18 protein-coding genes are annotated in these 25,725 nt (G+C 63.7%); 5 read left to right on the top strand and 13 right to left on the bottom strand.

Translation table 11 applies throughout. From position 1 onward, the window contains the following. Window positions 1–4: 4 nt before the first annotated feature. From GX444_12530 to GX444_12585, 12 genes are all read right to left on the bottom strand, one after another. On the bottom strand, window positions 5–529 hold the full coding sequence (locus GX444_12530; GenBank protein NLH49408.1) for a hypothetical protein: 525 nt from the start codon (window positions 527–529) through the stop codon (window positions 5–7). Window positions 530–557: 28 nt separating this feature from the next. Beyond that, window positions 558–2,849 (bottom strand): hypothetical protein, encoded by a 2,292-nt coding sequence (locus tag GX444_12535; protein NLH49409.1) that lies wholly within the window; start codon window positions 2,847–2,849, stop codon window positions 558–560. Between the two features lie 34 nt (window positions 2,850–2,883). After that, complete coding sequence (locus GX444_12540; GenBank protein ID NLH49410.1) at window positions 2,884–4,524, bottom strand: hypothetical protein; 1,641 nt, start codon at window positions 4,522–4,524, stop codon at window positions 2,884–2,886. 5 nt (window positions 4,525–4,529) lie between these two features. Continuing rightward, window positions 4,530–7,382 (bottom strand): excinuclease ABC subunit UvrA, encoded by a 2,853-nt coding sequence (uvrA, locus tag GX444_12545; protein ID NLH49411.1) that lies wholly within the window; start codon window positions 7,380–7,382, stop codon window positions 4,530–4,532. Continuing rightward, a complete protein-coding gene (gene pdxA, locus GX444_12550) occupies window positions 7,379–8,386 on the bottom strand; it encodes a 4-hydroxythreonine-4-phosphate dehydrogenase PdxA (protein NLH49412.1) in 1,008 nt (335 codons plus the stop codon). The genes uvrA and pdxA overlap by 4 nt, the downstream gene beginning before the upstream one ends. Before the next feature lie 142 nt (window positions 8,387–8,528). Then, window positions 8,529–9,446 carry an OmpA family protein gene (locus tag GX444_12555; GenBank protein ID NLH49413.1) on the bottom strand — a complete coding sequence of 306 codons (918 nt, stop codon included), beginning with the start codon at window positions 9,444–9,446 and terminating at the stop codon, window positions 8,529–8,531. Window positions 9,447–9,477: 31 nt separating this feature from the next. Continuing rightward, window positions 9,478–10,314 (bottom strand): flagellar motor stator protein MotA, encoded by an 837-nt coding sequence (gene motA / locus GX444_12560; GenBank protein NLH49414.1) that lies wholly within the window; start codon window positions 10,312–10,314, stop codon window positions 9,478–9,480. A 160-nt stretch (window positions 10,315–10,474) separates the two neighbouring features. Then, window positions 10,475–12,160, bottom strand: a complete 1,686-nt coding sequence (locus tag GX444_12565) for a hypothetical protein (protein ID NLH49415.1) — start codon at window positions 12,158–12,160, stop codon at window positions 10,475–10,477. Window positions 12,161–12,277: 117 nt separating this feature from the next. Next, window positions 12,278–12,883, bottom strand: coding sequence for a hypothetical protein (locus GX444_12570; GenBank protein NLH49416.1), 606 nt, complete (start codon window positions 12,881–12,883; stop codon window positions 12,278–12,280). Between the two features lie 55 nt (window positions 12,884–12,938). Continuing rightward, on the bottom strand, window positions 12,939–14,684 hold the full coding sequence (locus GX444_12575) for an amidohydrolase family protein (protein NLH49417.1): 1,746 nt from the start codon (window positions 14,682–14,684) through the stop codon (window positions 12,939–12,941). A 16-nt stretch (window positions 14,685–14,700) separates the two neighbouring features. Continuing rightward, on the bottom strand, window positions 14,701–15,117 hold the full coding sequence (locus GX444_12580; protein NLH49418.1) for a winged helix-turn-helix transcriptional regulator: 417 nt from the start codon (window positions 15,115–15,117) through the stop codon (window positions 14,701–14,703). Between the two features lie 67 nt (window positions 15,118–15,184). Continuing rightward, window positions 15,185–16,507 carry a hypothetical protein gene (locus GX444_12585; protein ID NLH49419.1) on the bottom strand — a complete coding sequence of 441 codons (1,323 nt, stop codon included), beginning with the start codon at window positions 16,505–16,507 and terminating at the stop codon, window positions 15,185–15,187. 176 nt (window positions 16,508–16,683) lie between these two features. Here GX444_12585 and GX444_12590 point away from each other — a divergent pair, with 176 nt between their 5' ends. The 4 genes from GX444_12590 to GX444_12605 all read left to right on the top strand — a co-directional run bounded on the left by GX444_12590 (window position 16,684) and on the right by GX444_12605 (window position 23,123). Next, the gene (locus tag GX444_12590) at window positions 16,684–18,852 is read left to right on the top strand and encodes a hypothetical protein (protein NLH49420.1); all 2,169 of its coding nucleotides are present in this window, start codon (window positions 16,684–16,686) and stop codon (window positions 18,850–18,852) included. A gap of 97 nt (window positions 18,853–18,949) precedes the next feature. Continuing rightward, window positions 18,950–20,356 (top strand): MBOAT family protein, encoded by a 1,407-nt coding sequence (locus GX444_12595; protein ID NLH49421.1) that lies wholly within the window; start codon window positions 18,950–18,952, stop codon window positions 20,354–20,356. Window positions 20,357–20,371: 15 nt separating this feature from the next. Then, entirely contained in the window at window positions 20,372–21,550 is a 1,179-nt protein-coding gene (locus tag GX444_12600) for a hypothetical protein (protein ID NLH49422.1), read from the top strand. Between the two features lie 85 nt (window positions 21,551–21,635). Continuing rightward, entirely contained in the window at window positions 21,636–23,123 is a 1,488-nt protein-coding gene (locus tag GX444_12605) for an AAA family ATPase (GenBank protein ID NLH49423.1), read from the top strand. Here the strand turns inward: GX444_12605 and GX444_12610 are convergent. Next, entirely contained in the window at window positions 23,120–24,067 is a 948-nt protein-coding gene (locus GX444_12610; protein ID NLH49424.1) for a flippase-like domain-containing protein, read from the bottom strand. The genes GX444_12605 and GX444_12610 overlap by 4 nt on opposite strands. 84 nt (window positions 24,068–24,151) lie before the next feature. Here GX444_12610 and GX444_12615 point away from each other — a divergent pair, with 84 nt between their 5' ends. Beyond that, complete coding sequence (locus tag GX444_12615; protein NLH49425.1) at window positions 24,152–25,681, top strand: hypothetical protein; 1,530 nt, start codon at window positions 24,152–24,154, stop codon at window positions 25,679–25,681. Window positions 25,682–25,725: the final 44 nt, after the last annotated feature.

The raw sequence follows: 25,725 nt of genomic DNA on the forward strand, positions 1-25,725 counted from the left end.
CGGTTCAGGCGCGGCCGGCCAGAAAGCGTTCCAACCCCCGATTGCCTTCCACCAGGTTTTTCTGCACCGACGAAACCACGAATTTTTCGATGGTCGGCACGAACTGTTTCGCCAGGATAGTCGGGATGCCGGTCAGCTTTTTCGGGTCGATGACGATCCGGCCGTTGATCGTCATCCGGGTGTTCGCCCCGTCGGTGGCGAAGCGGTTCAGTCCGCTGACGGAAACCGCCTCGGTGAACACCGGCACGGTGATCCGCCATTCGACCGTGTGGGCGCCGGCGTCCCAGGTGGCGACGTCCTTCCAGCGGCGGCCGTTGAGCGGCACGAGCTTTTCGAGCGGGCCGGGCAGCTTGGCCTTGGCTTCCCACTGCGCGACCTGATGGACGATCGGGCCTTTTTCGTCGCGCGATTCCAGCGTGATGCGTTCGATGTTCGAGTAGAACGCGGCCAGTTCGGGCAGGTTGTCGCGCATCGCGGCGTAAACCTTCTCCAGCGGGTAGCGGATCGTATCGGTTACGGTGAATTCCATCGTCGCCTCCGTGTCCCGGCGCCGGGAGCTATTGAATGAATTGGTGGTAACGGGCCATCCAGTAAGGCAATAGCCAGTAGGTTCCCGCTTCCTCGCTCATGCCGAAGCCGCCGTCGTCCAGGACGAACGGATCGCGATGCCATTCCATGATCACGCGCTCGTCCGGCGGCAGCGGCGGCAGCGTGGTGGCGGAGATTTTCTTGCCGTATTGGTTGGGGAAGGGGTCGATCGTCACATCGGCGCGCTGGCTGTTTTGCATCAGCCAATCCAGCAGATCCAGCGGGATGTTGCGCAGGGAATCGACCGCCGACGGCAGGCCGAAATCCGTCTTCGCCGCGGTCAGGGCGCCGAAGATCGTGTTGAACAGGCTGTTGTTTTCGATCCGGGTGTATTCCCAGGCGCGTTCGAGGCTGCGAACGTATTTCGCCAGCCGGGCTTCGTCCGTTTCGTATTGCAGCAGCGGGTAATAAGAGAGATAGAGCAGCTCGAACGTTCCGTGGTTGGTGACCATCGGGAAGTAGACGGCGGCCTCGACCGCCAGGTCGTCGAGCGAATGGTCGCGAATCAGGCTTTCGTAGGCCCGCTGGAAGCGCGCTTCGCCGGTGATGTGAATCGCCGTCTGCAGGTACGACAGGATTTCCAGGCTGTTGGGCAGGATCGGCCCGGCGTACTGGAACGCCGCGACCGGATTGTATTGGATCAGCTTGTACCATTCCCACAGGAAGGTGGGGTTCCAGATGCCCCAGGTCGTCGATTGCCCGTCCCAATCGATCAGAAAGTAGTTGTTGTCGACGATGTATCCCATCAGGTTGGAAACGAGTTCGCGCACCTGGGCGCGGTGCGTTTCGTCGGCGGCGAGGTCGTAATAGACGGCATAGGCGAAGAAGTGGCCGGTGATTTCGTCTGAGCCGGTGTCGCTCTTCCAGTCGTAACCCAACTCGGGGTTGGCCTGCCATTGGCAGAAGGGCGTGCAAGCGGGATCGTTGCTTTGGGAATACAGCGGCGCGACCGAACGCGCCACCAGGCCGGGAATGCCCGTCACTTCCTGAAGCAGAGCCAGCGCCGCGAAGTGGCGATCGGCCAGTTCCTTGATTTGCGGATCGCCGGTCACCGCGTATTGGAAACTGAGCGCGGCCACGTACAGGCCGGTCGAGAGGCCGTCGTTGTCCGATTCCTTGGTGCGGTAAGTGCTCAGGTCGCCCGGCAGATCGAGGTCGCAGGCCGACACCAACCCGTCGCGGTCGTGCCGCTTTTCGTTGATTTCCTGATACCGCGCGGCCTTGTCGGCCAGGGTGTAGGAAGCGAACGTCAGGTGCGAAACGCCGTTGCCCGTCGCCAGCCAAACGCCGGCGCCGCCGTCGAACACCAGATCGTTGACGTAGTCGTTCGGCAGCCAGCGCCGCCCGGCGTAATAGTTCCAGACGACCCCGTCGGTCCGCACGGCGCCCCACGAGGTGCCGATCCACAAGCCCGCCGCCGGGCCCGTCTCGGCATAGGTCAGCCGATTGACGGTGAGCATCGGCAGCCCCTGGCGGCCGGTGTAGCCGGTCAGGAAACCGTCGGGATCCATGACGTTCAGGCCGGCATCGGTGCCGATCCATAAGTTGCCGGCCGGGTCGAGCGCCAGCGCCCGCACCGAATCGGAAAGCAGAAAGCGTTCCTCGGTCCAGTGGTCGGTCACCGCGCCGTCGGTCAGTACGTAGAGACCTTGATGGGTGCCGACCCACAGTCGGCCGGCGGGATCGGCCAGCAGATCGAAGACGAAACGGCCGGCGAAATCGGCGACGAGTTCCAGGCGTTGATCCTGTTGGACGAACAGGCCGTCCTCGGTGCCGGCGTAAAGCCGGTCGCCGGCCAAGGCCAGCGCCCGCACCTTGCCGGCGATCGCCAGCGGCCATTCGTCCGTTACCTCGCCGGCGCGGACGAGCAGCACGGCGTCGGCGGCGGCGGCGTACAAAACGTCGCCGGCGGCCAGCAACCGTTGGATGGCGCGATCGGCCACCAGCACCGTCCAGGAGTCGTCGCGAAATTCGTACAAGCCGCTGTCGGTGGCCGCATACACGGCATCGTTCCCGACAGCGATGCCGTTGACGGGGTTGGGCGGTTGCTTGGAATCGCTGTAGTAACCTTCGATATCGTTGCGGAGATATTCGTCGCGCGTTTCCTGGTAGAAAGGCTCGTCGGTCACCTGGGCGACGAACTCCGCCGTCGCCGCGTCGTGATCGTCCTGATCTTCTTCGTCTTCGCAGGCGATGAGCAGGCATAACAGTCCGGCCAAGGCCAGCCGCAGGAAAATTCGAATAACCGATCCGCCGTGCATGATTCCCTCCGCGTCGGAAGCGGTCGTATCGCCGCTAATCATTGACCAGAACGCCGGGCAATTCAAGGATCCGCACCCGCACCAGACCGCGCGCCGTCGCCAGCAAAACCGTGGCCGATTCCGGATGATAATCGAGCGAGCGAATTCCCGGACCGATCTCGACGCGCGCCAGGTGCGCCCCGGTTCTCAGCCGGTGAACGGCCAGGACGCCCTCGCGCGGGCTGGCGGCAACCAGCAGCTTACGCGACCAGTCGATCCGGATGAATTCGACTCCCGGCAACAGCGGCACCTGGTTGATCCGCGCCAGATTCTGGCCGTCGATCGCCAACAGGCCGCCGGTGGCGGGCAGTGCGATGAAAACCGTGGCGTTGAGCGGATCGTAATCCCAGCCGCCCAATTCGCTTTCCAGGTCGGCGAGGCGTAGCGGGTTGCCGGACACGACGTTGACCAGGATCAGGTGACCGCCGGCGCGCCACCGGCCGTTTCCCTCGGCGACCAGCGCCAGGCTGAAGGGTTTGATGAAATCGATCCGCGACGGATCCGCGAGGGGTAGAAAGTGCTTTTGGCATTGGGAGAGGTTGGGCGGAAAGTCATTCGCCGCGCTTTGGCTCGGCGGGCATTGGTAGAAATTGTCGATTTTGCCGGCGCCGCTCAGGAACATATACCGGTCCGTCAGGGCGATGGCGGTCGCGCGGAAATCACCGTCGCCGGCGATCGAGCCGCGCGGCGCAAAACCATCGGCGGCGAACACCAACACCCGATCGAGTTTTTCTTGCTGCAGCGCCAGGGCCAGGGTGGAACGTTCGGCGTTTTGGGCCGCCAGGGCGATCGGCTCGTCCGGCGAGCGATAAAGAACGGTTTTGTCGCCGTCGGCGAGCCGGACTTGCCAGAATTCGCGCGGTGCTTTCGCCGGCAGGACGAAAGCGGAGCGGCCGTCGGCGGCGAACATCGCCTGCCGCAAAGGCTCTTCCATCCGCAGGATCAGTTGGGCGGGCCCGCTGCGCAAATCGCCGCGCCCGGCGAAGTCGGCCGGCGCCAGGAACCAGTCGGCGAAGACAAACAACGCCAGCAGCCATCCCAGCCGGTAGGCGCGGGAAAGGCGAGATTCGCGCGCCGCCGGCAGGAGCACGCCCAGATGCAGCGTCAGGACGAAAAGGATCAACGGTTCGAGGCGGACGGTGGTGTTACCCCGGTGGACAATGAACGCGATCAGCGCCAGAGCCGCCAGATCGGCCGCGACGACGAGCGACCATTTCAGGATCCGGCGATACGGGGTCGATCCCGCAAGCCGCGAAGCAAGCGCGGCGAGGATCGTCCAAACGACGGCGATCCGCAGGGAAAGCCACTTGTTGGCCAGGAAGTCCGGGTCGACGATTTGCCAGGCGGCGAGGAGGGGAAAAATTCCCCAGGCAAGACGGCCGAAATATACAACGATCGCCCGGCGGTCCGGCCGGCGAAACGGACGGACAAGCGGATCAACGGCGGCGACCAGCCAGCCGGCGGCCCAAAGGCCGGCCGCGAATAGTCCGTAGCGACGAAGCGGATCGCCGGCGGTGGGCAGGGGCGGCCAGGGAAAGCCGGCGGCGGCCGTTCCCGGCAGGCAGCAAACCGCCAGGAACAAGCCCGCGGCCAGGGACCGCGCGGCCTGCGTCGTGGCCGATTTCGGCCCGCTCAAGGCCGTCACCCCGCGCGCCGTTTACGCTTGTGGTTGTTTTGCGGCAGCACCTTGCTCAAGAACATCCCCGTAAAACTATGTTCGTCGGCCGCGACTTCCTCCGGCGTGCCGGCGGCGATCACCCGCCCGCCGTTGTCGCCGCCTTCCGGCCCCAGGTCGATGAGATAGTCCGCCGTTTTGATCACGTCCAGGTTGTGCTCGATGACGATCACGGTATTGCCGGTCTCGACCAGCCGGTTGAGGACGACGATCAACTTGGCGATATCGTCGAAGTGCAGGCCGGTGGTCGGTTCGTCGAGAATATACAACGTCCGGCCGGTGGCGCGGCGGGATAGTTCGCGGGCGAGCTTGATGCGTTGCGCCTCGCCGCCCGACAGCTTGGTGGCCTGCAGGCCGAGCGGCAGATAGCCGAGCCCGACTTCCTGGAGCGTCCGCAACTTGTCCATGATCAGCGGGAAGCTGGCCAGAAACTCGGCCGCCTGGTCCACCGTCATGTCCAGCATGTCGGCAATCGATTTCTGCTTGTACTTGACCTCGAGCGTGTCGCGGTTGTAGCGCCGGCCGTGGCACTGGTCGCAGACCACGTACACGTCGGGCAGGAAGTGCATTTCCACCTTGATCAGGCCGTCGCCCTGGCAGGATTCGCAGCGGCCGCCCTTGACGTTGAACGAGAAACGGCCGGCCTTGTAGCCGCGGACCCGCGATTCGGGCAGCTCGGCGAAGAGTTCGCGGATCGGCGTGAACAGGCCGGTGTAGGTGGCCGGGTTGCTGCGCGGCGTGCGGCCGATCGGGCTCTGGTCGATGTCGATGACCTTGTCGATGAAGTGCAGCCCACGGATTTCGCGGTGCGCCCCGGCGCGCTCCTTGCTGTGATGAAGCCGTTGCATCAGGGCCTTGTATAGGGTATCGAGGATCAGCGAGCTCTTGCCCGAGCCGGAAACGCCGGTCACGCCGATGAACAGGCCGAGCGGGAACCGCACGTCAATTCCCTTCAGGTTGTTTTCACTGGCGCCGCGGATTTCGATCCACTTGTCGTTGGGCGCGCGCCGCTTCGCCGGCGTCGGAATCTCGCGCTTGCCCGTCAGGTACTGGCCGGTGAGGCTGTGTGGGTCGGCCATGATTTCGGCCGGGGTGCCCTGCGACACGATGCGCCCGCCGTGGATGCCGGCGCCCGGCCCCAGGTCGATGACGTGATCGGCGGCGAGGATCGTTTCGCGGTCGTGCTCGACGACGATCACCGTGTTGTCCAGGTCGCGCAGGCGGCGGAGCATCTTCAGCAACCGGTCGTTGTCGCGCTGGTGCAGGCCGATCGACGGCTCGTCCAGAATGTACAAAACGCCCACCAGGCTCGAACCGACCTGCGTCGCCAGCCGGATGCGCTGGCTTTCGCCGCCCGAGAGGCTGACGCCGCCGCGGCTGAGCGCCAGGTAATCGAGGCCCACCGCCTCCAGAAAACCGAGGCGGTCGTTGATTTCCTTGAGCAGCCGGCGGGCGATTTCGGCGCGCCGCGGATCGAGCGTCAACCCGCCGAAAAAGCGCACGGCTTCGCGGATGCTCAGGTCGGATACCTCGGCGATGTTCTTGCCGCCGACGCGCACTGCGAGCGTTTCCCGCCGCAAGCGGGCGCCCTTGCATTCCGGGCAGGGGCGGACGCTCATGAAGCGCTGCAGTTCGTCGCGGATCATTTCGCTTTGCGTTTCCTGGAAGCGCCGGCGCAGGTTGCCGATGACGCCCTCGAAGCCCTTGGTGTATTCGTACCGCCGGTCTCCCTGGTCGTAGTAAAATCGGATTTCGTCGTCGCCGCTGCCCCACAGCAGCGCATCGCGGACCTTGGCCGGCAACTCGCGCCATGGCGTGTAGATCGAAAAATCGTAGTGCTTGGCGAGGCTCTCCAGCATTTGCGAAAAAAAGACCGAATGCCGGTTTTCCCACGGCAGCAGGGCGCCCTCGCGGATCGACAGGTTCGGATTGGGCACCACCATCTCCGGGTCGAATTCCATCTTGTAGCCCAGGCCGTCGCATGCCGGGCAGGCGCCGTAAGGATTGTTGAAGCTGAACAGGCGCGGCTCCAATTCGGGCAGGCTGAAGCCGCACTCGGTGCAGGCGAACCGCTCGGAATAGACGTGGACGACCGCGTCGGCCAGCGTCTCGATTTTCACCAGGCCGTCGCCGAGCTTGAGCGCCTGTTCGACCGAATCGGTGAGGCGCCGCTGGATGCCGTCCTTGATGGCCAGCCGGTCGACGAACAGGTCGATGTCGTGCTTCTTGTTCTTGTCCAGCGCGATCTCGTCTTCCAGCAGATGGACCTTGCCGTCGATTTTGACGCGGGCGAAGCCGTCCTTGCGGAACCGCTCGAGTTCCTTGCGGTACTCGCCCTTGCGGCCGCGCGCCACCGGGGCCAGCACGTGGATTTTTTTCTCGTCGCCCAGGCCCATGATCTGATCGACGATCTGCGGCACGGTCTGCGCCGCGATCGGCCGGTCGCAATTCGGGCAATGGACCTCGCCGACGCGGGAGTACAGCACGCGCAGGTAATCGTAGATTTCGGTGATGGTGCCGACGGTCGAACGCGGGTTCCGCGAGGTGGTCTTCTGCTCGATGCTGATGGCGGGCGAAAGGCCCTCGATGCTGTCCACGTCCGGCTTGCCGAGCTGTTCGAGGAACTGGCGCGCGTAGGCGGACAGGCTCTCGACGTAGCGGCGCTGGCCCTCGGCGTAGATCGTGTCGAAGGCGAGCGAACTTTTTCCCGAGCCCGACACGCCGGTGATGACCACCAGCTTGTTGCGGGGCAGGGTGACGTTGAGGTTGGCCAGGTTGTGCACCCGGGCGCCTTTGATGATCAACTGGTCGCTGCTCATGATGTCGAAACGCTCCCGGCGCGCGCGGCGAATTCGACCGCGGCGCGAATGGCGTGAAACGCGCTGCACGAATCGGCCCGGCCTTGCCAGGCGATGTCCCGGGCCGTCCCGTGATCGGGCGAGGTCCGGATGATCGGCAGGCCGAGCGTGGTGTTGACCCCGCAGGCGAAGTGCCGCTGCTTGAGCGGAATCAGGGCCTGGTCGTGGGTCGGGCACAGGATGACGTCCCAGCGGTCGGGGAAGGCGAACGCGCTGTCGGCGGGCACCGGACCCTCGGCGTCGATGCCCTCCCGGCGGGCCTGGGCGACGGCCGGCGCCAGGACGTGGATTTCCTCGGTGCCGAACAAGCCGCCTTCGCCGGCGTGCGGATTGAGGCCGCAAACCCCGAGTCGCGGTTTGGGGATGCCGAAATACCGGCTGACGTCGCGCCGCACCACCCGAAGCGTTTCCAGCACCAGGTCGGCGCGCAACAGGTCGGGCACCGCCCGAAAAGGCACGTGAACGGTGATCGGCACGACGCGCAAATCGGGGCCGAACAACAGCATTACCGGCCGGACGCAGCCGCAGAGATCGGCGATCAGTTCGGTATGCCCGGGAAACGTGACGCCGCAGGCCTGATTGGCCCGCTTGTCGATCGGCATGGTCACCATCGCCGCCGCCCGGCCGTTTCGGCAGACGGCAACCGCGGCTTCGATCGCCCGGACTTGAACCTCGCCCCGCTCGCGCAGGTGGCTGTCGTTCAAAGTCGCCGGGTCGGCCAGGCAAGCCGCCGTCTCTCCGTCCGCGGCCGGCCAGACCGGCCACCCCGAACCCTCCATCGGGCCCTCGATTTCCGGCACGACGAAGACATCGACGCCGACCAACGCGGCGGCTCGCCGCCAAACGACGGGGCTGCCCACCAGCACCACCGGTCGATCCGCCGCGGCGCCGTCTTGTAGGGCTTTCAGCGCGACTTCGGCGCCGATGCCGGCCGGGTCGCCGATCGTGACGAGGAGCGGTTTCATTCACGAACCTTTCCGCTTTGACGCACCGCGTAAAAGCAATCGAGGATTATAGCATAAAAGATTCAGATTGTCCGCAATAATTCGGGAAGGAAGGGCTCTCGCGACCGTTGAACGCGGGCCGGCGGTTTTGGGGGGCGGGTTTTTATTCGGGTTTCGCCGCGGCCGGCGCCAGCAATTTATCGGGGCTGGGAACGGCGTTGCCGGAATCGGCGGCGTCTTGATTGGCCGCCTGACCGGCGTTCTCGCCGGTGAATTTCGATTGGAGGAACAATGACACGCGGCGGTTACGGCCGTCGAGCGGGTCGACCCCGGCGAGCGGCATGCGGTCGGCCAGGGCGCGCACTTCGGTGATGCGGCCGGCGGAAACGCCGTCCTGGAGCAGAACGCGCCGGGCGGCGTTGGCGCGGTCGGCGGAAAGTTCCCAGTTGGAATAGCCCTTGTCGCCGCTGAGGAAAGGCCGCGCGTCGGTATGGCCTTCGACGGTGATGGCGTTGTCGAGCGGCGGCAGCGAGGAAATGATGGCGCCGATCGCTTTTTTCAGGTTTTCTTTCGGTTGGGCGCTGCCGATTTCAAAGAAGGTGCCCTCGCTTTTTTCCATCAGTTCGATGCGCATGCCCTGGTCGGTCATTTCGACCTTGATCGAGTCGGCCAGGTCTTTCAGTTCCTGGCTTTCCATGAATTTCTGGGTGATGCGCTGCACGGCCTTTTGCATGGCCTGCTTTTCTTGTTGGGCGTTTTGAATCGGCTCGACGTAGGACGGGCCGGAACCTTCGCCGCCGGACGGGCTGACGGTGGGAAGCTTGTCGAGCACCCCGGCGCCCTTGTTGTCGAGCAGCGAATTCTTCTGCTGGGTCATCGGGATGCCTTGCGGGTCGAGGAAATAGGCGGAGATCGATTCCTTGACTTCCGGGCTCTGGCCGAGGATCCACAAGACCATGAAGAGGGCCATCATCGCGGTGACGAAGTCGGCGTAGGCGACCTTCCAGGCGCCGCCGTGGTGACCGCCCTTCTTGATTTTTTTGATCAATTTGGGGCGGGGGCGTTTGCTTTCCTCGGCCATGCGATCCTCGCTACAGCGGCCGCGGGGGCGGCTACTTGCCGCGCACCGTGTCTTCCATCAGCTTGAACGTCGGCCGATCCGTTTCCGGAATGGCGCGGCGCGCCGATTCGCAGACCATCAGGGGGTTGGCGCCCATCGACAGGCCGATGATGCCGATTTTCGCGATGCGCATCAGCACCAGGCCGTGCATCATTTCGGATTTGACCACGTGCGCCAACGGCCCGACAAAACCATAGGACAAAAGCACGCCCAGAAAGGTTCCGACCAGCGCCGCGGCCACGTGCTTGCCGACCTCCGCGGTGTCGCCGCCGATCGAACCCATGGTGATGATGATGCCGAGCACCGCGGCCACGATGCCCAGGCCGGGAAGCGCGTCGGCGACCGTCGACAGGGCGGTGCCCGGTTCCTCGGCTTCCTCTTCGCGCGTTTCCAGGTCGACTTCGAGCATGCCCGACAATTCCTCGAATTCGATGCCGATCAGCACCAGGCGGAGCGAATCGCACATGTAGTCGAGCAGATCCTTGTGCTTCGACAGGTTCGAGAGGATCGGGCTGGAATCGGTGTTTTCGACGTGATTTTCCAGCGCGAGAATGCCCTCTTTCCGGACCAGGGTGGCCAGGTCGAAGAGCACTTTCAGCAAATTGAGGTATTGCGGCGCGCTGGATTTGCGTTTGATGCCGCCGGCGATGGCCTTGCCCATCTGTTTGATGGTCGAGCGGGGCGTGCTGATGAACAAGGAGCCGAGGGCCGCGCCGCCGATGATGATCAACTCGGCGGGCTGGTACAAAACAGCGAGGTTGCCATGGGCGAATAGATAGCCGCCGATGACGCAGATGACGACGAAAACGAGACCAAAAACGATCTGCAAAGAGGGTTACGCCCTTTCGGTTGATTTCGCTCTATTATTGTCTTTAGGGTATCCAAGTCAAGCAATTATTCCCGCTCGACTTTTCCGCTCGCACCGAACCGATATCGAATCGGTCGGAAGAATCCGGCGATTTCTTTAGTATTTTTTACCGGCGGCGTTTTTACCGCTCGCGCTCCCGCGCGATCGTCCCCCAAGACCGCCAGACTTCGGGGTGCTCGGGATTGAACGGCGGCGGATCGCGCCAGGCCGGGCTGGCCGGGGCGAATCGGGCGGTTTTCAACCGGCTGACCGCCGACAAATCCGGTCCCGAATGCTCGGCCGGCCAGCTGACGGTGTTCGTGCCGGAATTGTAAGCCAGCAGCGCGCCGCCGGAGACCTGGAACGGGGCGGCCAGGTCGACGTTGCCGTCCGGATCGATGCCCGCATAGAGGATGTGTGCGCCCTGCGTGCCCGGATAATTGACCAGATCGTCGTCCAGCAGGAAGATCGCGCCCGCGTACGGCTCCAGGTCGACCGAATCGTAACCGGCCGGCACCGTCGGAGCCGTGCCCGCGGGGAAGGACAACAGGCCGTTGAAGCTGTAGGGGCCGGAATCGTCCTGCACCCAGATGGCCAGCTCGTTCTGCAGGACCGTCGTGGGCATGTCGGAACCCCAGGCGTCGTCGATCAAGGCGGTCACCTCTTCCGGGTCGCCGTTTTCCAGGTTGAAAATGTCGGCCAGGTGATCCAGCCCGCCGAGCCGGCCGGCCAGGTAGATCCACCACAGATAGGCTTGCACGTAGCTGTCGTAATCGGCGTAGGTCCAGTGAACCAGCGACCGGCCCCGACCGATCGAGCCCGACGGATCGGACAGGTAATAATCGAGCGAATACTGGTTGATGCCGTAAACGGCGTGCACCGCGGTTTCGGCCAGTCCCTCGTCGTGGTAATCCCAATAGACGTTCTGCCAGCCGTGTTTTTCGTGATACAGCAGGTGCTGGAACTCGTGCGGGATGACGTGCACCGGCTCCAGCGAACCACCGTCGGCGTTGATGTAGATGATTTCCATTTCGTTCGAATGCAGGCCCCACATGCTCAGGGCGTCCGCGTTCGATTCGGCGTTGACGCCGAAGAAATACCCGCCGTAGTAGATCCCGCCGCTCAGGCTCAGCAGGGTGATGCGATCGTTGCCGTCGAAGTCCGGGGCGGCGATGAACAGTTCGGTCTCGATGGGATAGATCTGCTCGTCGAACGCCGCGATGGTTTCAGCGACGTCGGCGACGTTGCTGCCCTGCTCGACGTAGATCACGCAATGCTCTCCCACGCCGGCGCGGTTGGCGGTCAGTTGGTATTCGTCCTCTTCGGCGAAATCCCAGGCCCAGAAAGCGGCGGTGTCGGCCGCCGTGAATTGCGCCGTCAGAGGCGCTTTTTTAGCGGTAGGCGGGGTGACGGTCAGCGTGTACTCGACGCCCAGTTTTTGTTTGCGGGTTTGCAGGGTGACGAGCTTGGTTGGCGCGTCGTACTGCGCCTGGGTGATTTCCAGGTCGCCGTTGTCCGAGGTCACGGCGTAGAGCGCGGCCTCGCCCGCCTCGGCGCCCGGATCGGCGCTGAGCGTCACGAGGATGCTGTATTCGTTCGGCGCATTGACGCTGGCAATCGTCACGCCCGACCAGCCCGCGCCGGGAGTGGAATCGTCGTTGTCGTCGTCGCCGCTGTCGTCGTCGCCGGCCGCGTCGTCGTCATCGTCGCCGTTGCTGTCGTCGTCCGCGGAATGATCGTTGTCGTCATCGTCGTCATCGCCGGAATTGCCGCCGCAGGCGGCCAGGGCGAGGCACAGAATCAGGAGCCAGGGGAAGATGCGCTTCATGGGTGGTCCTTAAGGGTGTAAGTGGGCGAAAATTCGACGAGGCCGCCCTGGAGCGGCCTCACGATGGATTGCCTGATAAATAACCCTCATGTCGATTTGCCGAGACATCCGATCGCGTTATTCGATCATCGCCCCGGGATCCTCTTCCTGAGCCGGTTCTTCCTCGGAGGGGTAGGCTTCTCCCTCGTTGCCCAGTTCCTCCAGGGGCTCGATTTCTTCATTCTGCTGGACGTTCTCTTCGCCGGGGTTCTGCCTGCCGTGCAGATTGCGGTTGGGACCCAACGGCCGGCCGATCGGGCTTTTGCGCCCGGGGCGGGTGGGCCGGGTCAGTTCGCCTTCCTCGCCGCCTTGTTGTTCCTGGCCGCCGCGTTGTTGCAACGCCTGGCGGCGGCGGGCCAACCGCTCCTCGCGGCGCTTCTTCGCGGCTTCGCGGCGTTCCTCGGGCGTCTTGCGGATCTGGCGGGTGGAGGCGCCGGCCGCCCCCTTCTCTTCCGTCGGATTTGGTTGGCCGGGCTTCACGGCGCGCCGCTGTTGGGCGGGCGTCGCGGTTTTTTCCTCAGAGGCGGTCAGGGTCAGTTTCGGGCGCGTCAGGTTGGCCATTCGCGGACCGGGCATTTGAAAATAGGACCAGGAGGCGAACAAGAAGATCGCCAACCCGCCGGCCAGGAAGGCATTCCGCCACCGGCCGGTCAACAACGCCTGCAATTTTTTTAGTCGATTCATGTTCATAGTCTAACCCACCTGGCTATCAGACAACAAGAACGCCCATTTGGTTACATCAGTGGCGCAAAACCGAGCCGGCCAAAGCGTTTCTGTCGTACCGATCACCGTCCACCACGATCTTTCCATTGATGGCCACCAGGTGGATGCCGTCCGGGTTGCGACGCGGCTCCTGGAAAGTCGAGTGGGTGCGGATCGTCTTCAGGTCGAAGAGCACCAGGTCGGCGAAATAGCCGGGCTTCAGGTAGCCACGGCGTTCGATGCCGAGGGAATCCGCCGACAAGCCGGTGCATTTGCGGACGCCGGCTTCGAGAGAAATCACTTTTGTTTCGCGCACATAGCGCTGGAAAAACTTCGGGTAGCAGTCGTAGAACAAGTGGCTGGGCCGGCCGAAACCCATCAGGATCGAATCGGTGACGATGGAGACGTTCGGGTCTTTCATCGAGGTGACGACGCTGGTTTCCATCAGGTCGTCGCCCGGATAGGTCAGCGTTTCGAAGACCAACACCCGGCCGTTTTCCTGCAACAACAATTCGCAGGCGGCGTCGAAGGGGTGCATTTTCCACATTTTGCCGATTTCGATCAGGTTCTTGCCTTCCAGGTGGCGATTTTTTTCGCTGGGCACGCTCATCACCGAAACGCTGCCCCAGCCCATGATTTTGAAGAAATTCATCGACCAGGTGTCGTTGCGATCGTGCGGCCAGGCGAAGGTGTCGCCCTTTTCGATGTCGCGCAGCATCCGGCGGCGCGCTTTTTTGTCGCGCAACCGGCCGAGAATCTCGTCGATGTTCTTGCCTTCCAAGGCCCACGGCGGGAAGAAGGCGATCAGGTGCGTGAACCCGGCGCTGGTCGGCATGGCGTCCACGTGAACGCGGGCTTTTCCGGCGCGGCGCAGCCGATCGATGTTGTGCAACACCCGCGAGGCGGCCGAATCGGACGGCACCGGGAACTTGACCCGCTCGTAGACCTTGCTGGTCACCTGGATCAGCGCCCGGAACGCGGCGTTGAGCGCCGGGCCGAAATCGGGCAGCCAGAACAGGTGGCTGATCTGCACCGGCACCTCGGCTTCCTGGGAAACGGTCACCGCTTCCTGCACGGCCTGGTCCAGCGTCGCGGAGTACGAACGCAGGTGGCTGGTGAAGCAGGCGCCGTGACGCGACACCACGCGCGCCAGATCGACCAGTTCGCCGGTGTCGGATTGGCTGCCGGGGAAATATTGCAAGCCGGTGGACAGGCCGAGCGCGCCTTCGCCCAGGGCCTGGTCGAGCCAGCGGCACATGCGGCCGATCTCGTCGCGCGTCGCGTGGCGGGTGGCCGGGCCGACGGCCGACAGGCGCAGAATGCCGTGGGGCGCCAGCAAGCCGGCGTTGATCGGGACGCCCTTCCGGTCCAGGAAGTTCATGAATTCGGCCATGGACGACCATTTGATGTAGGGACGCAGTCGGTCGGCCGTGAAGGCGTACATGAAGGCGTCGATGAAGTCGTTGTTTTCCGTATCCGGCAACGGCGCCATGCCCAGGCCGCAGTTGCCGCCGACGAACGTCGTGATGCCCTGGCGGATCAGCGGCTCGAACAGGTCGGGCGCGGCGTCGCGGAACAGCACGAGATCGCCGTGGGAATGGATGTCGATGAAACCGGGGCACAGCACGAGACCGTCGGCGTCGACGACCCGCGCGGCCGTGGCGCCGGTCAGCTTGCCGATCGCGGCGATCCGGTCTTTTTGGACGGCGACGTCGGCGACGTAGGGCAGGTGGCCGCTGCCGTCGACAACGGTGGCGCGCTGGAACAGGATGTCGAATTCCATGGTGGTTCCTTAAAGGCTAGGAAAGTTGGTTGACGACCTTCTGAATGGCATGCATCACGATTTGCCCGTCTTCCGGCGTCAGCACGCCCAGCGCCGTCTTGGCGACCAGGTCGAAGATCGAATAATGGGCTTTGATCGCCGCCCGGCCGGTGCGGGTCAGGGTGAGCAGAATCGCCCGCCGGTCGTGCGGATCGGTTTTCCGCGCCAGGAGCTTGCGGCCGACCATCTTGTCCGCGGTCCAACTGACCGTCGAAAGCGGCAGGTTCACTTGTTGCGCCAGTTCCTTGACGCGCGTGGGACCGTGTTCCTCCACCACGAGCAGCAAGCCCAGTTCCTTCGGCGTCACCTGCAGCATTTCGTCGTGAAAGACGTCGACGTGGCGGTAGATTTCGCGCAAGGCCCGCGCCAATTGCTCGGCCAAGGGAGTTTCCAAAACAGACCTCCATCGTTTCGTCGCCGCCGGGGTCCGAACGAAAGCGCCCTCCCTGGCGGCGTCCGGTCTAGCGGCGTTTGGTTCGGGTCGTCCTTTCCGGTTTCGCCATCTCGCCCCAGCCGCGCGAGATCGCCCGCCAGGAGTTGCCGTACAGGATGGCGTCGACTTCTTCCCGGGAGAATTCGCGGCTCATGGCGTCCGCGAGGCGCGGCAGGTGCGACGGGTTGTAACAGTCTTTGAAGGGATGCGTCAAACCGTCGAAGTCGGTGCCGATGCCCAGGCAGGAAACGTCGCCCACGAGGTCTTTGACGTAGCGCATGATGTCGATCAACAGGGGGATGCCGATGTTGTCGTCCTTGTAGCGGGCCACGGCGTCGACCAGCAAGCGCTTGGAAATGATCAGGCCGATGACGCCGCCCAGGCGGTGGACGCGTTTGATCTCTTCGTCGGCGAGGTTGTATTCGTGGTCGTGCCACTTTTTCAGGCCGACGTGCGAAACGATCACCGGCCGGTGGTATTCCTCGCACAAATCGTAAACCCGGTGCCGCGCTTCTTCCTGGACGTGCGAGAGGTCGCACAACATGCCGATCGACAGCATCTCGCGGACGAGTTTTTCGCCCAGGTCGTTCTTCTCGCCGAATTTCCAGTCGGCCCGTTTCATTTCGAACAGCAGGTCGTCGCGTCCCGCGACCACCTTGCCGTTTTTCTTTTTCGGGATCATTTCCACGGCGTCGGTCTGCGGCACGAACGGATTGTCCCAGAAGTGGGCGAGGGTCAGCATGACCACGCCGCGCTCCTTCAGGTAGTGCAGGCGCGAGCGGGTGCGCTCCCAGAAAGCGTCCGGCGAGAGCCCCTCGGCTTCGGGATCGCCGAAGACGTGCGCCCCCTCGACGGCGTGGATGACCGCGATTTCCTTTTCGCCGAGCAGGGAGATGTCCTGCGGCGAACGCGCCAGGCGCAGTTTGGGATCGTCGCCGAACACGAGGTAATTGGTGTTGCGAATCGCCTTTTCCAGGCCGTTCATCTGGGCGATGAGCGTGTTCCAGGGCTCGGCGGCGCGCATCTTGTGGTAGTGATAGGGTGCGACCGACCAGAGCAGGGCGCGCGAGAACCAGCGAATCCCCTGTTTCAAGAACCCTTGCTCGACGATGTAATGCGTATTGAACAGGATCTTCACCGGGCTGCGTTTCAAATTAATGTACTGATATTCGAGCGATAGCGGGTTCCAGACGCCGTTGGTGTAAGTGTAGGCGTGGAAGCTGTTGGGCAGAAACGGGAGGTTCGCGATTTTTAAATAGGGGTGGGCGTGGAGATCGATCATCCGCATGGTGCTGTCGCCTTTCTTGTTGTCGTCGCCCGACGAAAATGTTCCGGTCCGCCCCAAAAACATCCAACCTTTAGACATTCCAAAAGTTAGACCATTTTTGTCCGTTTGTCAAACCCGCGGGGAAGCAAACGGGGTACTGCGATGAAATTCCAAAAGCGCGGGAAATGGATGGATTTGCGCTCTATCGGCGGATTTTTTTTGTTGTTACAATGCCGCGTCATTTTTCCAGGAGGACCGTCATGTCGTCTCGCCGTTCGTCTTTCCCCATGCTGCTTCTGGCGCTGCTCGCCCTGGCAATGCCGGCGGTCGCCGCCGAACACATGTATGCCGTATCGCCGGGCCAACCCGCGCGGGTCGATCTCGTCGAGCGCGGCGCCGAACGCCTCGTGGCGCGCGTCGCCCTGCCGGAATTGCAATGGGGCGAGGCGGAGGCCGGCGGCGAGACCTGGGATGTCGTCGCGGTCGATAACCTCGGCACGACCAGCCGGGTCGGCGCGCCGATGCTGCCGGTGCTGACGCGCCTGGTGGCCGTGGACGCCGCCGAGGGGATCGCGGTCCGCCTGGCCGCGACGGAAACCGAAACCGTCGCCGGCGTGCGCGTGCTGCCGTTCCAGCCCAAGGTGGACCGCAACGCCGTCACCCTGCCGCCGTTCGCCATCGACGAAGACATTTACGCCTATGACGAATGGTGGCCGAGCCAAACCCTGACGACCGATAAACCGATCATCATTCACGGCCGCCGGTACGTTCCGGTTCACTACTATCCGGTGCAGTACAACCCGGTGCGCGAATCCATCCGGGTCAGCCGGACGGCCGCGCTGGAAATCACCGGCGGGCTCCGTAACGCGGAAAACCGCCTGACGCGCGCCTTGCCGCCGAGCACCGCGTTCGCGCCGCTGACCGCCGATTGGACGTGGAGCTTCGACCGCAAGGGCGATCCGCAGGGGAACTGGATACCGCAAGACGGCGCGATCCTGGTCATCGTTTACGACAATTTCCTCGCCGGGACGCAGCCGTACATCGACTGGAAAACCCGCAAGGGCCTGCCGGTCGAGGTGGTGAAGACCAGCGAACTGACCGGCGCCGGGCAGGACGCGATGGCGATCAAGCAAATGCTCTATCAGCGTTATCACAACGCCGACCTACCGCCGCTCGATTACGTGCTGATCGTCGGCGACTACGAACAGGTGACGACGCTGTTCGGCCTTTACGGTTGCAGTTCCGATTCCAAATACGTGACGCTCGACGGCGACGATTACTTCCCCGACACGATCATCGGCCGCCTGTCGGTCAAGAACATCCAGCAACTCGCCAACGCCGTCAACAAAATGGTCAATTACGAAAGCGCCCCGAACCTGACCGACACGAGTTGGTACCTGAAGGGCCTGACCGTCTCGAGTTCCGAATCGCAGGACAACCAGAACGCCTCGTTCGTCGGCGACATCCTGGAAAACGAAGCCGGCTTCAACAAAGTCGACTATTTCTTCATTTCGAACGGCAACAGCACGCGGGCCAACGTCAACGCCGCGCTGAACGACGGCCGGAGCTGGCTGGCGTACTTCGGCCACGGCGCCGCCACGAGTTGGGCGAGCATCGTCCCGAATTACACCAACCAGGACGTGATCGGGCTGGCCAACACCGATAAGTTGCCGGTCATCACCGACATCGCCTGCGACAACGCCCATTTCGACATGACGGCCGACTGTTTCGCCGAGGTCTGGATCAAGAACGACGAGCATACCGGCGCGGCGGGCATCTTCGCCGCCAGCCGCAACACGCCCTTCGGCTGGACCGACCAGCTCGGCCGCGGCGTGGCGGTCGGTCACTTCCGCCAGGGCTACCTGACCTTCGGCGCCGCCAGCTACTTCGGTAAGATTTACATGTATCACTTCTATCCCGAGAGCGCGGGCGGCACGACCGAGGAAGTGATGCAGCACTACCTCGTGTTCGGCGACCCCGAACTCAATATCTGGTCCGACGTGCCGGTGCTGCCCGACGTCGAACGGCCGGCGGAAATCGAATTGGGCGCGACCGGTCCCTTAACAATTCGCGTCACCATCAATGGCGCGCCGCTGGCGAACGCGCTGGTGCACGTCTGGCGCGACGAGGAATGGAGCTTCGCCAAGCGCACCGACGCGACCGGCCAGGTGAATCTCGTGCTCGATCCGTCGCTCGACCTGGGCGCGCTGCAGGTGCTGATCACCGGCCCGAACGCTTTGCCCTATGAGGACGAAATCGAGATCGTGCCGGCCGGCGCCGACGACGACGCTGCCGACGACGACGCCGCCGATGACGACGCGGCCGACGACGACGCGACCGACGACGACGCCGCCGATGACGACGCGGCCGATGACGATGCCGGCGGCGACGACGATGACGACGACGACAGTTCCGGCGGGTGCAACTGATCGCCGGCCGTTTTCGCGATTGAGTCAAACGAATTTGCGCGGGCGGGAGCGATCCCGCCCGTCTTGTTTCCGGCGTGGAGTTGGTGAAGGATAGCGCATGCTTTTCCCGAGCCGTGAGTTCCTGTTTTACTTCCTGCCGATTCTGCTCGCGGTGTATTACCTGATTCCCAATCGCGCGCGGCGCCTTTGGCTGGCCGTCGGCAGTTACTTTTTCTACGGCTGGTGGAACCCGCGTTACATCCCGTTGCTGCTGGTTTCGACGCTGCTCAATTATTACGCGGCGATGGCCATCGCGCGCCTGGGCGATCGGCCGTTGCGACGGACGATTTACGTGGCGGCGATCGTCGCCAACCTGGGGCTGCTGGGCTTTTTCAAGTACTTCATGTTCGCCAACCGCTCGCTGGCCGAACTGTTCGGGCTGGTGGGCGCGACCTATCCCGAGTCGCTGTTGCGGATCGAGGTGCTGCTGCCGATCGGCATCAGCTTCTTCACGTTCCAAGCGATGTCCTACACCATCGACGTGTACCGGGGCAAAGTGGGAACGGCAGCCGGGTTGATCGATTTCGCCTGTTTCAAATCGCTGTTTCCGCAACTGATCGCCGGGCCGATCGTCCGCTACACCGACCTGGCGGATCAACTGCGACACCCCCGTTTTTCGTGGCGGCGCACTTACGCCGGCCTGACGTTTTTCATTCTCGGGCTGGCGAAAAAGGTTTTGCTAGCCGACAACATCTCGCCGCTGGTGAATCGTTTTTTCGACGCGACGGACCTGGCCGGCTTCGGCGCGGTGGACGCGATCACCGCGACGATCGCCTACAGCCTGCAGATCTATTTCGACTTTTCCGGCTATTCCGACATGGCGGTGGGCCTGGGCTATTTCCTGGGCTACCAATTCCCGCAGAATTTCAATTCGCCCTACAAATCGGTCGATATCAGCGAATTCTGGCGCCGCTGGCACATGACCCTCTCTTACTTTTTGCGCGACTATCTCTACATCGCACTAGGCGGATCGCGCGGCGGCCGCTGGCGTACCTACCGCAACCTGGCGCTGACCATGCTGCTGGGCGGCTTGTGGCACGGCGCCAACTGGACGTTCGTCGTCTGGGGCGCCTGGCACGGCGCCTGGCTGGTGATCGAGCGCCTGGCAGGTAAACGCTATCCGTTGCGTCACGCGCCGCGCGTCGTCCGGATCGGCGTCACTTACGGATTGGCCTGTCTGGGCTGGATTTTCTTCCGCGCCAAGGATTTGAGCACGGCGCTGGCGGTCTTCGGCAAGCTGGGCGACTGGCGCGGCGGCGGCATCCTGCTGACGGCGGCCGAAAATCGTCTGCCGCTGCTCATGTCCGTGCTGGGTCTGGTGCTGGTGTTCGGACTGCGCAATACCTGGGAGCTGAAACAGGAAGCCGGCGTCCCGAGAACCCTCGGGCTGATCGCGCTTTTCCTGCTGTGCCTGGTGTTTCTCTTCGGCATGGTGACGCATCCGTTTTTGTATTTTCAGTTTTAACGAGGGCGCGACGAGATGGACGGCGAATTGAACCTACGGCAAACCAGGCGGCTCCGGCGGCACAGCGGGGTCATCCTGGCCGTCTGGCTGCTTTTGCTGGCGATCCAGCAGTTGTCGCCGTTTTTCCTCTCCGAGCGCTTTTTCTGCTTCCGCGAGTGGGAATGCGTGGTGGCCAACGACCGGCCATTCAAACCCTGGGTCCGGTGGCAGGGCATTTCCTACGGCGACCTGGCCAACACCGCCGGCGTGCCGCAGCTCAAGCATTTTCACCCGGAGTCCTTTACCGCCGACGAGTACGGTTTCCGCAATCCGCCGGGCCAGTACGCCAAAGGGCCGCAAGTGGTGATCGTCGGCGATTCGTTCGCCGCCGGTTCGCAGTTGTCGGACGACGAGGTGCTGCCGGCCCTGATCGAAAAGGAACTGGGCATTCCGGCCTACAACTACGCCAACAACAAACTCCCCTCGTACTTCGGCGACCGGCGGTTCATCGCGCGGCCGCCGCGCGTGGTGCTCGCTTTTCACGTCGAACGCGAAACCGACCCGGCGCTGTTTCAAATCCCCGACGATCTGCAACCGTTCGATCCCGTCCGTTTCGCCTCGTTCGACGACTACCGGCAACGGACCGGCGGCGGCACCGATCGGCGGCTGCGGGCGCTGGTCAAGGCGATCCGGCGCGACAATCTTTTCGGTTGGGTCGGCGAACGGTTGCTGAAGGGCGGCCTCTGGTCGCTCGGCCTTTACGCGCTGCCGGAGCAGATTTTCTATTACCAGCCGCGGACCGGGTACCTGTTTTCGGAAAAGGGCGGCCGGGCCCATCTGGATTTGTCGAAACTGCTCGGCAAGATCGAGCCGACCGTCGCGGCTTTGCGGGACGCGAAGGAAAAACTGGCGGCGCGCGGCACCCGGCTCATCGTGCTGATCGCCCCCGACAAGGAAACCGTTTACCACGATCAAATCCCGGCGCTGCGCGATAAAAACGTCGGCGAATTCCTCGCGCGGTTCAACGCCGCGCTCGACGCGGCGGGGGTCGAAAACCTCCCGGTGCTGCCGTTGTTCGCCGCCGATCGCGCCGCGCATCCGGACGAGGATTTGTATTTCCCCGACGACACCCACCTGACCGCGCGGGGCCAGCGGGTCATTTTCGACGCCCTGCGCGACCGACTGGCCGCCGGCGGCGCCGCGGAAACCAAATAGCCACAACCTTTTGGTTGACAGAGCGGCCCGCGACACCCTAGGTTTAGGGGTGTCAATCAACCTTCGCCAAACATAGGTGCAGGCAATGGAACTACCGTCGGCGCTCGAACCGGTCAAATCGCATATCGAAGCCAAATACCCGCTGCTTTACTTGCTGACGTGGGAAGAGGCGCGGGTCTGCGGCCATCTGATGTTGCTCACGACGGAACTCAAACCGCCGCGCCTGATGTATTTCTGGTCGGTGACCGAGGGTTACTCGGGCCAGGCGGAAGGGCAGCCGGTCGCGATGAACGATCCGCTGGCGGCGATCGACTACGCCATCGAGACGACCGAATCCGCGCTGTTCGTTTTGAAGGATTTTCACCCCTACCTGCGCGACGATCACCGGGTGATCCGGCGCTTGCGCGACGCCTACCAGGCGCTGCAGGGCACGGGCAAGACGCTCATCCTGCTCGGGCCGATCCTGAGCGTTCCCACCGAACTGGAAAAAGAAATCACCGTCCTCGATTACCCGCTGCCGGATTTCCTCGAGGCCAACCAGATCCTCGTCGACGTCGTCGAGGCCGAACAACCCGGAGCGCTGACCCAGCTCGACGCCCGACAGAGCGAGGCGCTGGTCCGCGTTTTTCTCGGGCTGACCGCCGATGAAATCGCCGCGGTCGCGCGCAAGGTCATCTCGCGCCGCAAATCGTTTTCCGTCAATGCGATGGAGGAGGTGATCGAGGAAAAGCGGAACATCCTGCGCAAGTCGGAGATCCTCGAATTCATCATCAACAAGGTGCGGATTCGCCAGGTGGGCGGCCTGAAGAACTTCAAGCGTTGGGCGAAACTGCGCGCCAACGGCTTCACCAAGGAAGCGCGCGAGTTCGGGCTGCCGGTGCCCAAGGGCGTGCTGATCACCGGCATCTCGGGCTGCGGCAAGAGCCTGGTCATTCAGGCCCTGGCCGATCTGTGGCACCTGCCGCTCCTACGGCTCGACATGGGGCGCGTGTTTTCGGGGTTCGCCGGGACGCCGGAGGAAAGCCTGCGGCGGGCGATCCTGACCGTCGAAGCGGTGGCGCCGGCGGTGCTGTGGATCGACGAGATCGAAATGGGCGTCAGCGTGTTTTCCGATTCGATCCAATCCGGTTCGACCAGCCGCATCTTCGCCTCGTTCCTGACCTGGATGCAGGAAAAGAAAGCGCCGGTGTTCATCGCCGCCACGGCCAACGACATCGACCGTCTGCCGCCGGAATTCATCCGTAAGGGGCGGTTCGACGAGGTGTTTTTCGTCGATCTGCCCAAGTCGGAGGAGCGCGCCGAGATCGTGCGCATTCACCTGGAAAAGCGGGGTAAGCGGGCCAGCGACGTCAGCATCGAGGGCCTGGTGAAGAGCACCGAAGGGTACACCGGCGCGGAAATCGAACAGGCCATCATCACCGCGCTGTTCGAGGCGTTCGGCCAGAGTCGCGAAATGGAGATCAACGACATCTACCGCGCGCTCGGCAACATGGTGCCGCTGTCGGTGACGATGAAGGAACAGATTACCAAACAGAAACGCTGGGCCGACAACCGCGCCGTCCGCGCCAACTAATCCGGCCGCGCCGCGCCGCGCCGGCGATAGAGCAGGCCGGCCAGCGCCGCCCGCGTCAATTGCGTCAGCAGCGTGACCACCACCGCCCCCGAAGCCACCGCCTTTTCGTCGTAACCCAGCAGGGTGATCACCATCGTATAGCCGATCGCGCCCACGCCGATGCCGCCCGGAATGAAACTGGCGATCGACGCGACGCAGGCGAAGAGGGTCGCCGTGGCGCTGTCGAGATAGCCGAGTTCCGGTAGAAAGGCGCGGATGACCAGGTAGCCGGTGGCGATGTCGAACATCCAGGAGGCGAAGGTCAAACAAAGGTTCGGCGCCAAGACGCCCCTGCGGCGCAGCGGCGTCAGGGCTTGTTGAAACGAGCGCAAGAGCGCCGTCAGCCGGGCGCTGATTCGGCCGGGCCGCTTTTCCAGCCGGGCGACGGCCCACGGCAACCGCGCCAGAACGATCAGCAGCGCGAGTAGCGCCCCCGTCACGATCGCGGCGGCCGCGAAGCCCGCGTGCCGGTAGGCGGCCGACGCGGCGGGCACGAGGCGGCCCAGGTTCCAGGCCGCCAGGCAGAACAGGCTCAGGATCGCGACCACGTCCAGCAAGCGATCGACGACCACGATCGCCAGGCTCGTCGCCGCCGGGACGCGGTACTCGGCCAGCCAGATCGGCGCCAGCATTTCGCCGCCGCGGGCCGGCGTCAGGTTGCCGAGAAACGCGTTGAGGACGTAAGCGCGGAGGCAGGCGAAATAGGGCACGCGGTGCTCCGTCGCGCGGAGAAAGATCCGCCACTTGAGCGCGCGGACGAAAATGCCGCCCGCGAACACCAGCGCCACCGCCACGATCGGCGGCTTGGCCGCCTGCCGCCAGGCAAGCCACAGGCGCTCCGGGCCGATCCGCGCGATCAACAACGCCAACAGCGCAAAACCCAGCAGCAACAGCACGTACGGCAAACGGCGCGGTCGGCGGACGGCGGACGGTTCGTGCAGGCGGCTTCTCCTTAATGGCGTTGGGTTTGCTCGGCGGCCTATGATAGCATGAGCGCCGAAATTTTCTCCCAGGGAAAAATGAACCGGAAACAAGTCGCCTTCTGGATTTTCCTGCTGGCGTTGCTGACCGCGCCGACCTGGTTCTATCCCTATTTCCCCCGCTTCGATTCCGGCGCCTACCTGATGGGCATCCGCTGCCTCGCCGCCGGGCAATGGCCGAAAGTGCTTTCGCATCCGCTGCAACCGCCGGCCACTTATCCGCCGGTGACGATGCTGTTGCTGGCGCCGGTCCACCGCCTGTTCGGCGGCAACACCGTCGCCTTGCGCCTGGCCTTGTCGGCCTGCTGGTTGCTGGCGGTCGGGCTGATCTTCCGGTGGTGGGATCGCGAGCCACCGCTGCGGCGCGTCTGGTTGGCGGTGCTGGCGGGCTCGGGCTCGGTCTGGCTTTATTGCGGGCGGATTCAAAGCGAGATTCCCTACCTGCTGATTTCGGTCGCGGCGCTGGCGGCGCTGGACCGCTGGAAACGCGCTGAACGGTTTTGGGGAGGCGGGTGGGGGCCGGCAGCACTGGCGCTGGTCGCGCTGGCGGGGCTGACACGGCAGATCGGCCTGATGCTGGCCGCCGGCGGCGCGATTTATCTGTCGTTCGACCAGCGGCGCTGGAAGCGCGGCCTGGCGGCGGGAGCGCTGCTTCTGGCGATCGGCCTGACGCCGGGCGTGGCGCTGTATTCGGTCACTCAGCCGGGGCAGTTTTCACCGGAGAAAAGCAGCCTGATGCGGCGCGACGGCTGGAACCCGGAAAAAGGCCAGATCCGCCCGGCCTCGCGCGAACTGCTGGGGCGCCTCAAGAGCAACGTGGCCGAATCGCTGACACTGGCGCCGGCCTCGCTGTTCGTGCGGGACTTCGCGCCGGCGACGCGCGTCGGACGCTGGTCGCTGTTGCCGCTTTCGCTGCTGCTGGTCATCGGCTATTTCCGGCGCTGGCGAAGCGAGCCGGCGGCGGCGGAATTTTATCTGCCGTGCTACCTGGCGTTGTTGTGGATCACGCCCTGGTTGGTGGAAACGCGGTTTTTCACCGTGCTCGTCCCGTGGCTCGTCTTGTATTTGTACGAGGGGACCGAATGGTTGGCGTTGCGGGTCGCGCGCCGCGAGCCGGTGGCGCGGCATTTCGCCACGGCGGTCGTCCTGCTGCTGGCGGGCGTCAACCTCGTTTCGATCGGGCAGTATCGGTTCGTCGATCGGTGGAGTCTGATTCAAAACGACGAAGCCGAGGCGTACCAGTTGTACGCCAATTGGCTCGATCCGCGGGATGTCGTTTTGACGCACGACCCATTTGCCTTTTTCATGATGACCGGCATCCGCGCGATGAGCTACACGGCCGGCGAGCAAAAGTACCAACCGCCTTATCGGCTGCCCGCGTACCTGCAAAACGGCGGCCGGGTGAACGCGATTTTGTATCCGGACGCCGACGCGGAAGCCGTGAAAAAGTTGCTACAAGCCCAGGGCTGGGAGGTGAAAAATCCGCAGTCGCAAAAGCACTGGAATTTCGGTCGATTGGACCAGCAGAAACCGCTTTAGAAAATTTCCCCGGCAGCCGATAACTCTTTGAGTCAGAATATTGC

It is taken from the genome of Myxococcales bacterium (genome assembly GCA_012517325.1).
Lineage (GTDB): Bacteria > Lernaellota > Lernaellaia > Lernaellales > Lernaellaceae > JAAYVF01.

Excerpts from the sequence above, each read along its gene's own strand:
- GX444_12530 (NLH49408.1), bottom strand. The coding sequence starts at position 529 with ATGGAATTCACCGTAACCGATACGATCCGCTACCCGCTGGAGAAGGTT.
- GX444_12535 (NLH49409.1), bottom strand. The coding sequence starts at position 2,849 with ATGCACGGCGGATCGGTTATTCGAATTTTCCTGCGGCTGGCCTTGGCC.
- uvrA (NLH49411.1), bottom strand. The coding sequence starts at position 7,382 with ATGAGCAGCGACCAGTTGATCATCAAAGGCGCCCGGGTGCACAACCTG.
- pdxA (NLH49412.1), bottom strand. The coding sequence starts at position 8,386 with ATGAAACCGCTCCTCGTCACGATCGGCGACCCGGCCGGCATCGGCGCC.
- GX444_12555 (NLH49413.1), bottom strand. The coding sequence starts at position 9,446 with ATGGCCGAGGAAAGCAAACGCCCCCGCCCCAAATTGATCAAAAAAATC.
- GX444_12565 (NLH49415.1), bottom strand. The coding sequence starts at position 12,160 with ATGAAGCGCATCTTCCCCTGGCTCCTGATTCTGTGCCTCGCCCTGGCC.
- GX444_12570 (NLH49416.1), bottom strand. The coding sequence starts at position 12,883 with ATGAATCGACTAAAAAAATTGCAGGCGTTGTTGACCGGCCGGTGGCGG.
- GX444_12575 (NLH49417.1), bottom strand. The coding sequence starts at position 14,684 with ATGGAATTCGACATCCTGTTCCAGCGCGCCACCGTTGTCGACGGCAGC.
- GX444_12585 (NLH49419.1), bottom strand. The coding sequence starts at position 16,507 with ATGTTTTTGGGGCGGACCGGAACATTTTCGTCGGGCGACGACAACAAG.
- GX444_12590 (NLH49420.1), top strand. The coding sequence starts at position 16,684 with ATGTCGTCTCGCCGTTCGTCTTTCCCCATGCTGCTTCTGGCGCTGCTC.
- GX444_12595 (NLH49421.1), top strand. The coding sequence starts at position 18,950 with ATGCTTTTCCCGAGCCGTGAGTTCCTGTTTTACTTCCTGCCGATTCTG.
- GX444_12600 (NLH49422.1), top strand. The coding sequence starts at position 20,372 with ATGGACGGCGAATTGAACCTACGGCAAACCAGGCGGCTCCGGCGGCAC.
- GX444_12605 (NLH49423.1), top strand. The coding sequence starts at position 21,636 with ATGGAACTACCGTCGGCGCTCGAACCGGTCAAATCGCATATCGAAGCC.
- GX444_12615 (NLH49425.1), top strand. The coding sequence starts at position 24,152 with ATGAGCGCCGAAATTTTCTCCCAGGGAAAAATGAACCGGAAACAAGTC.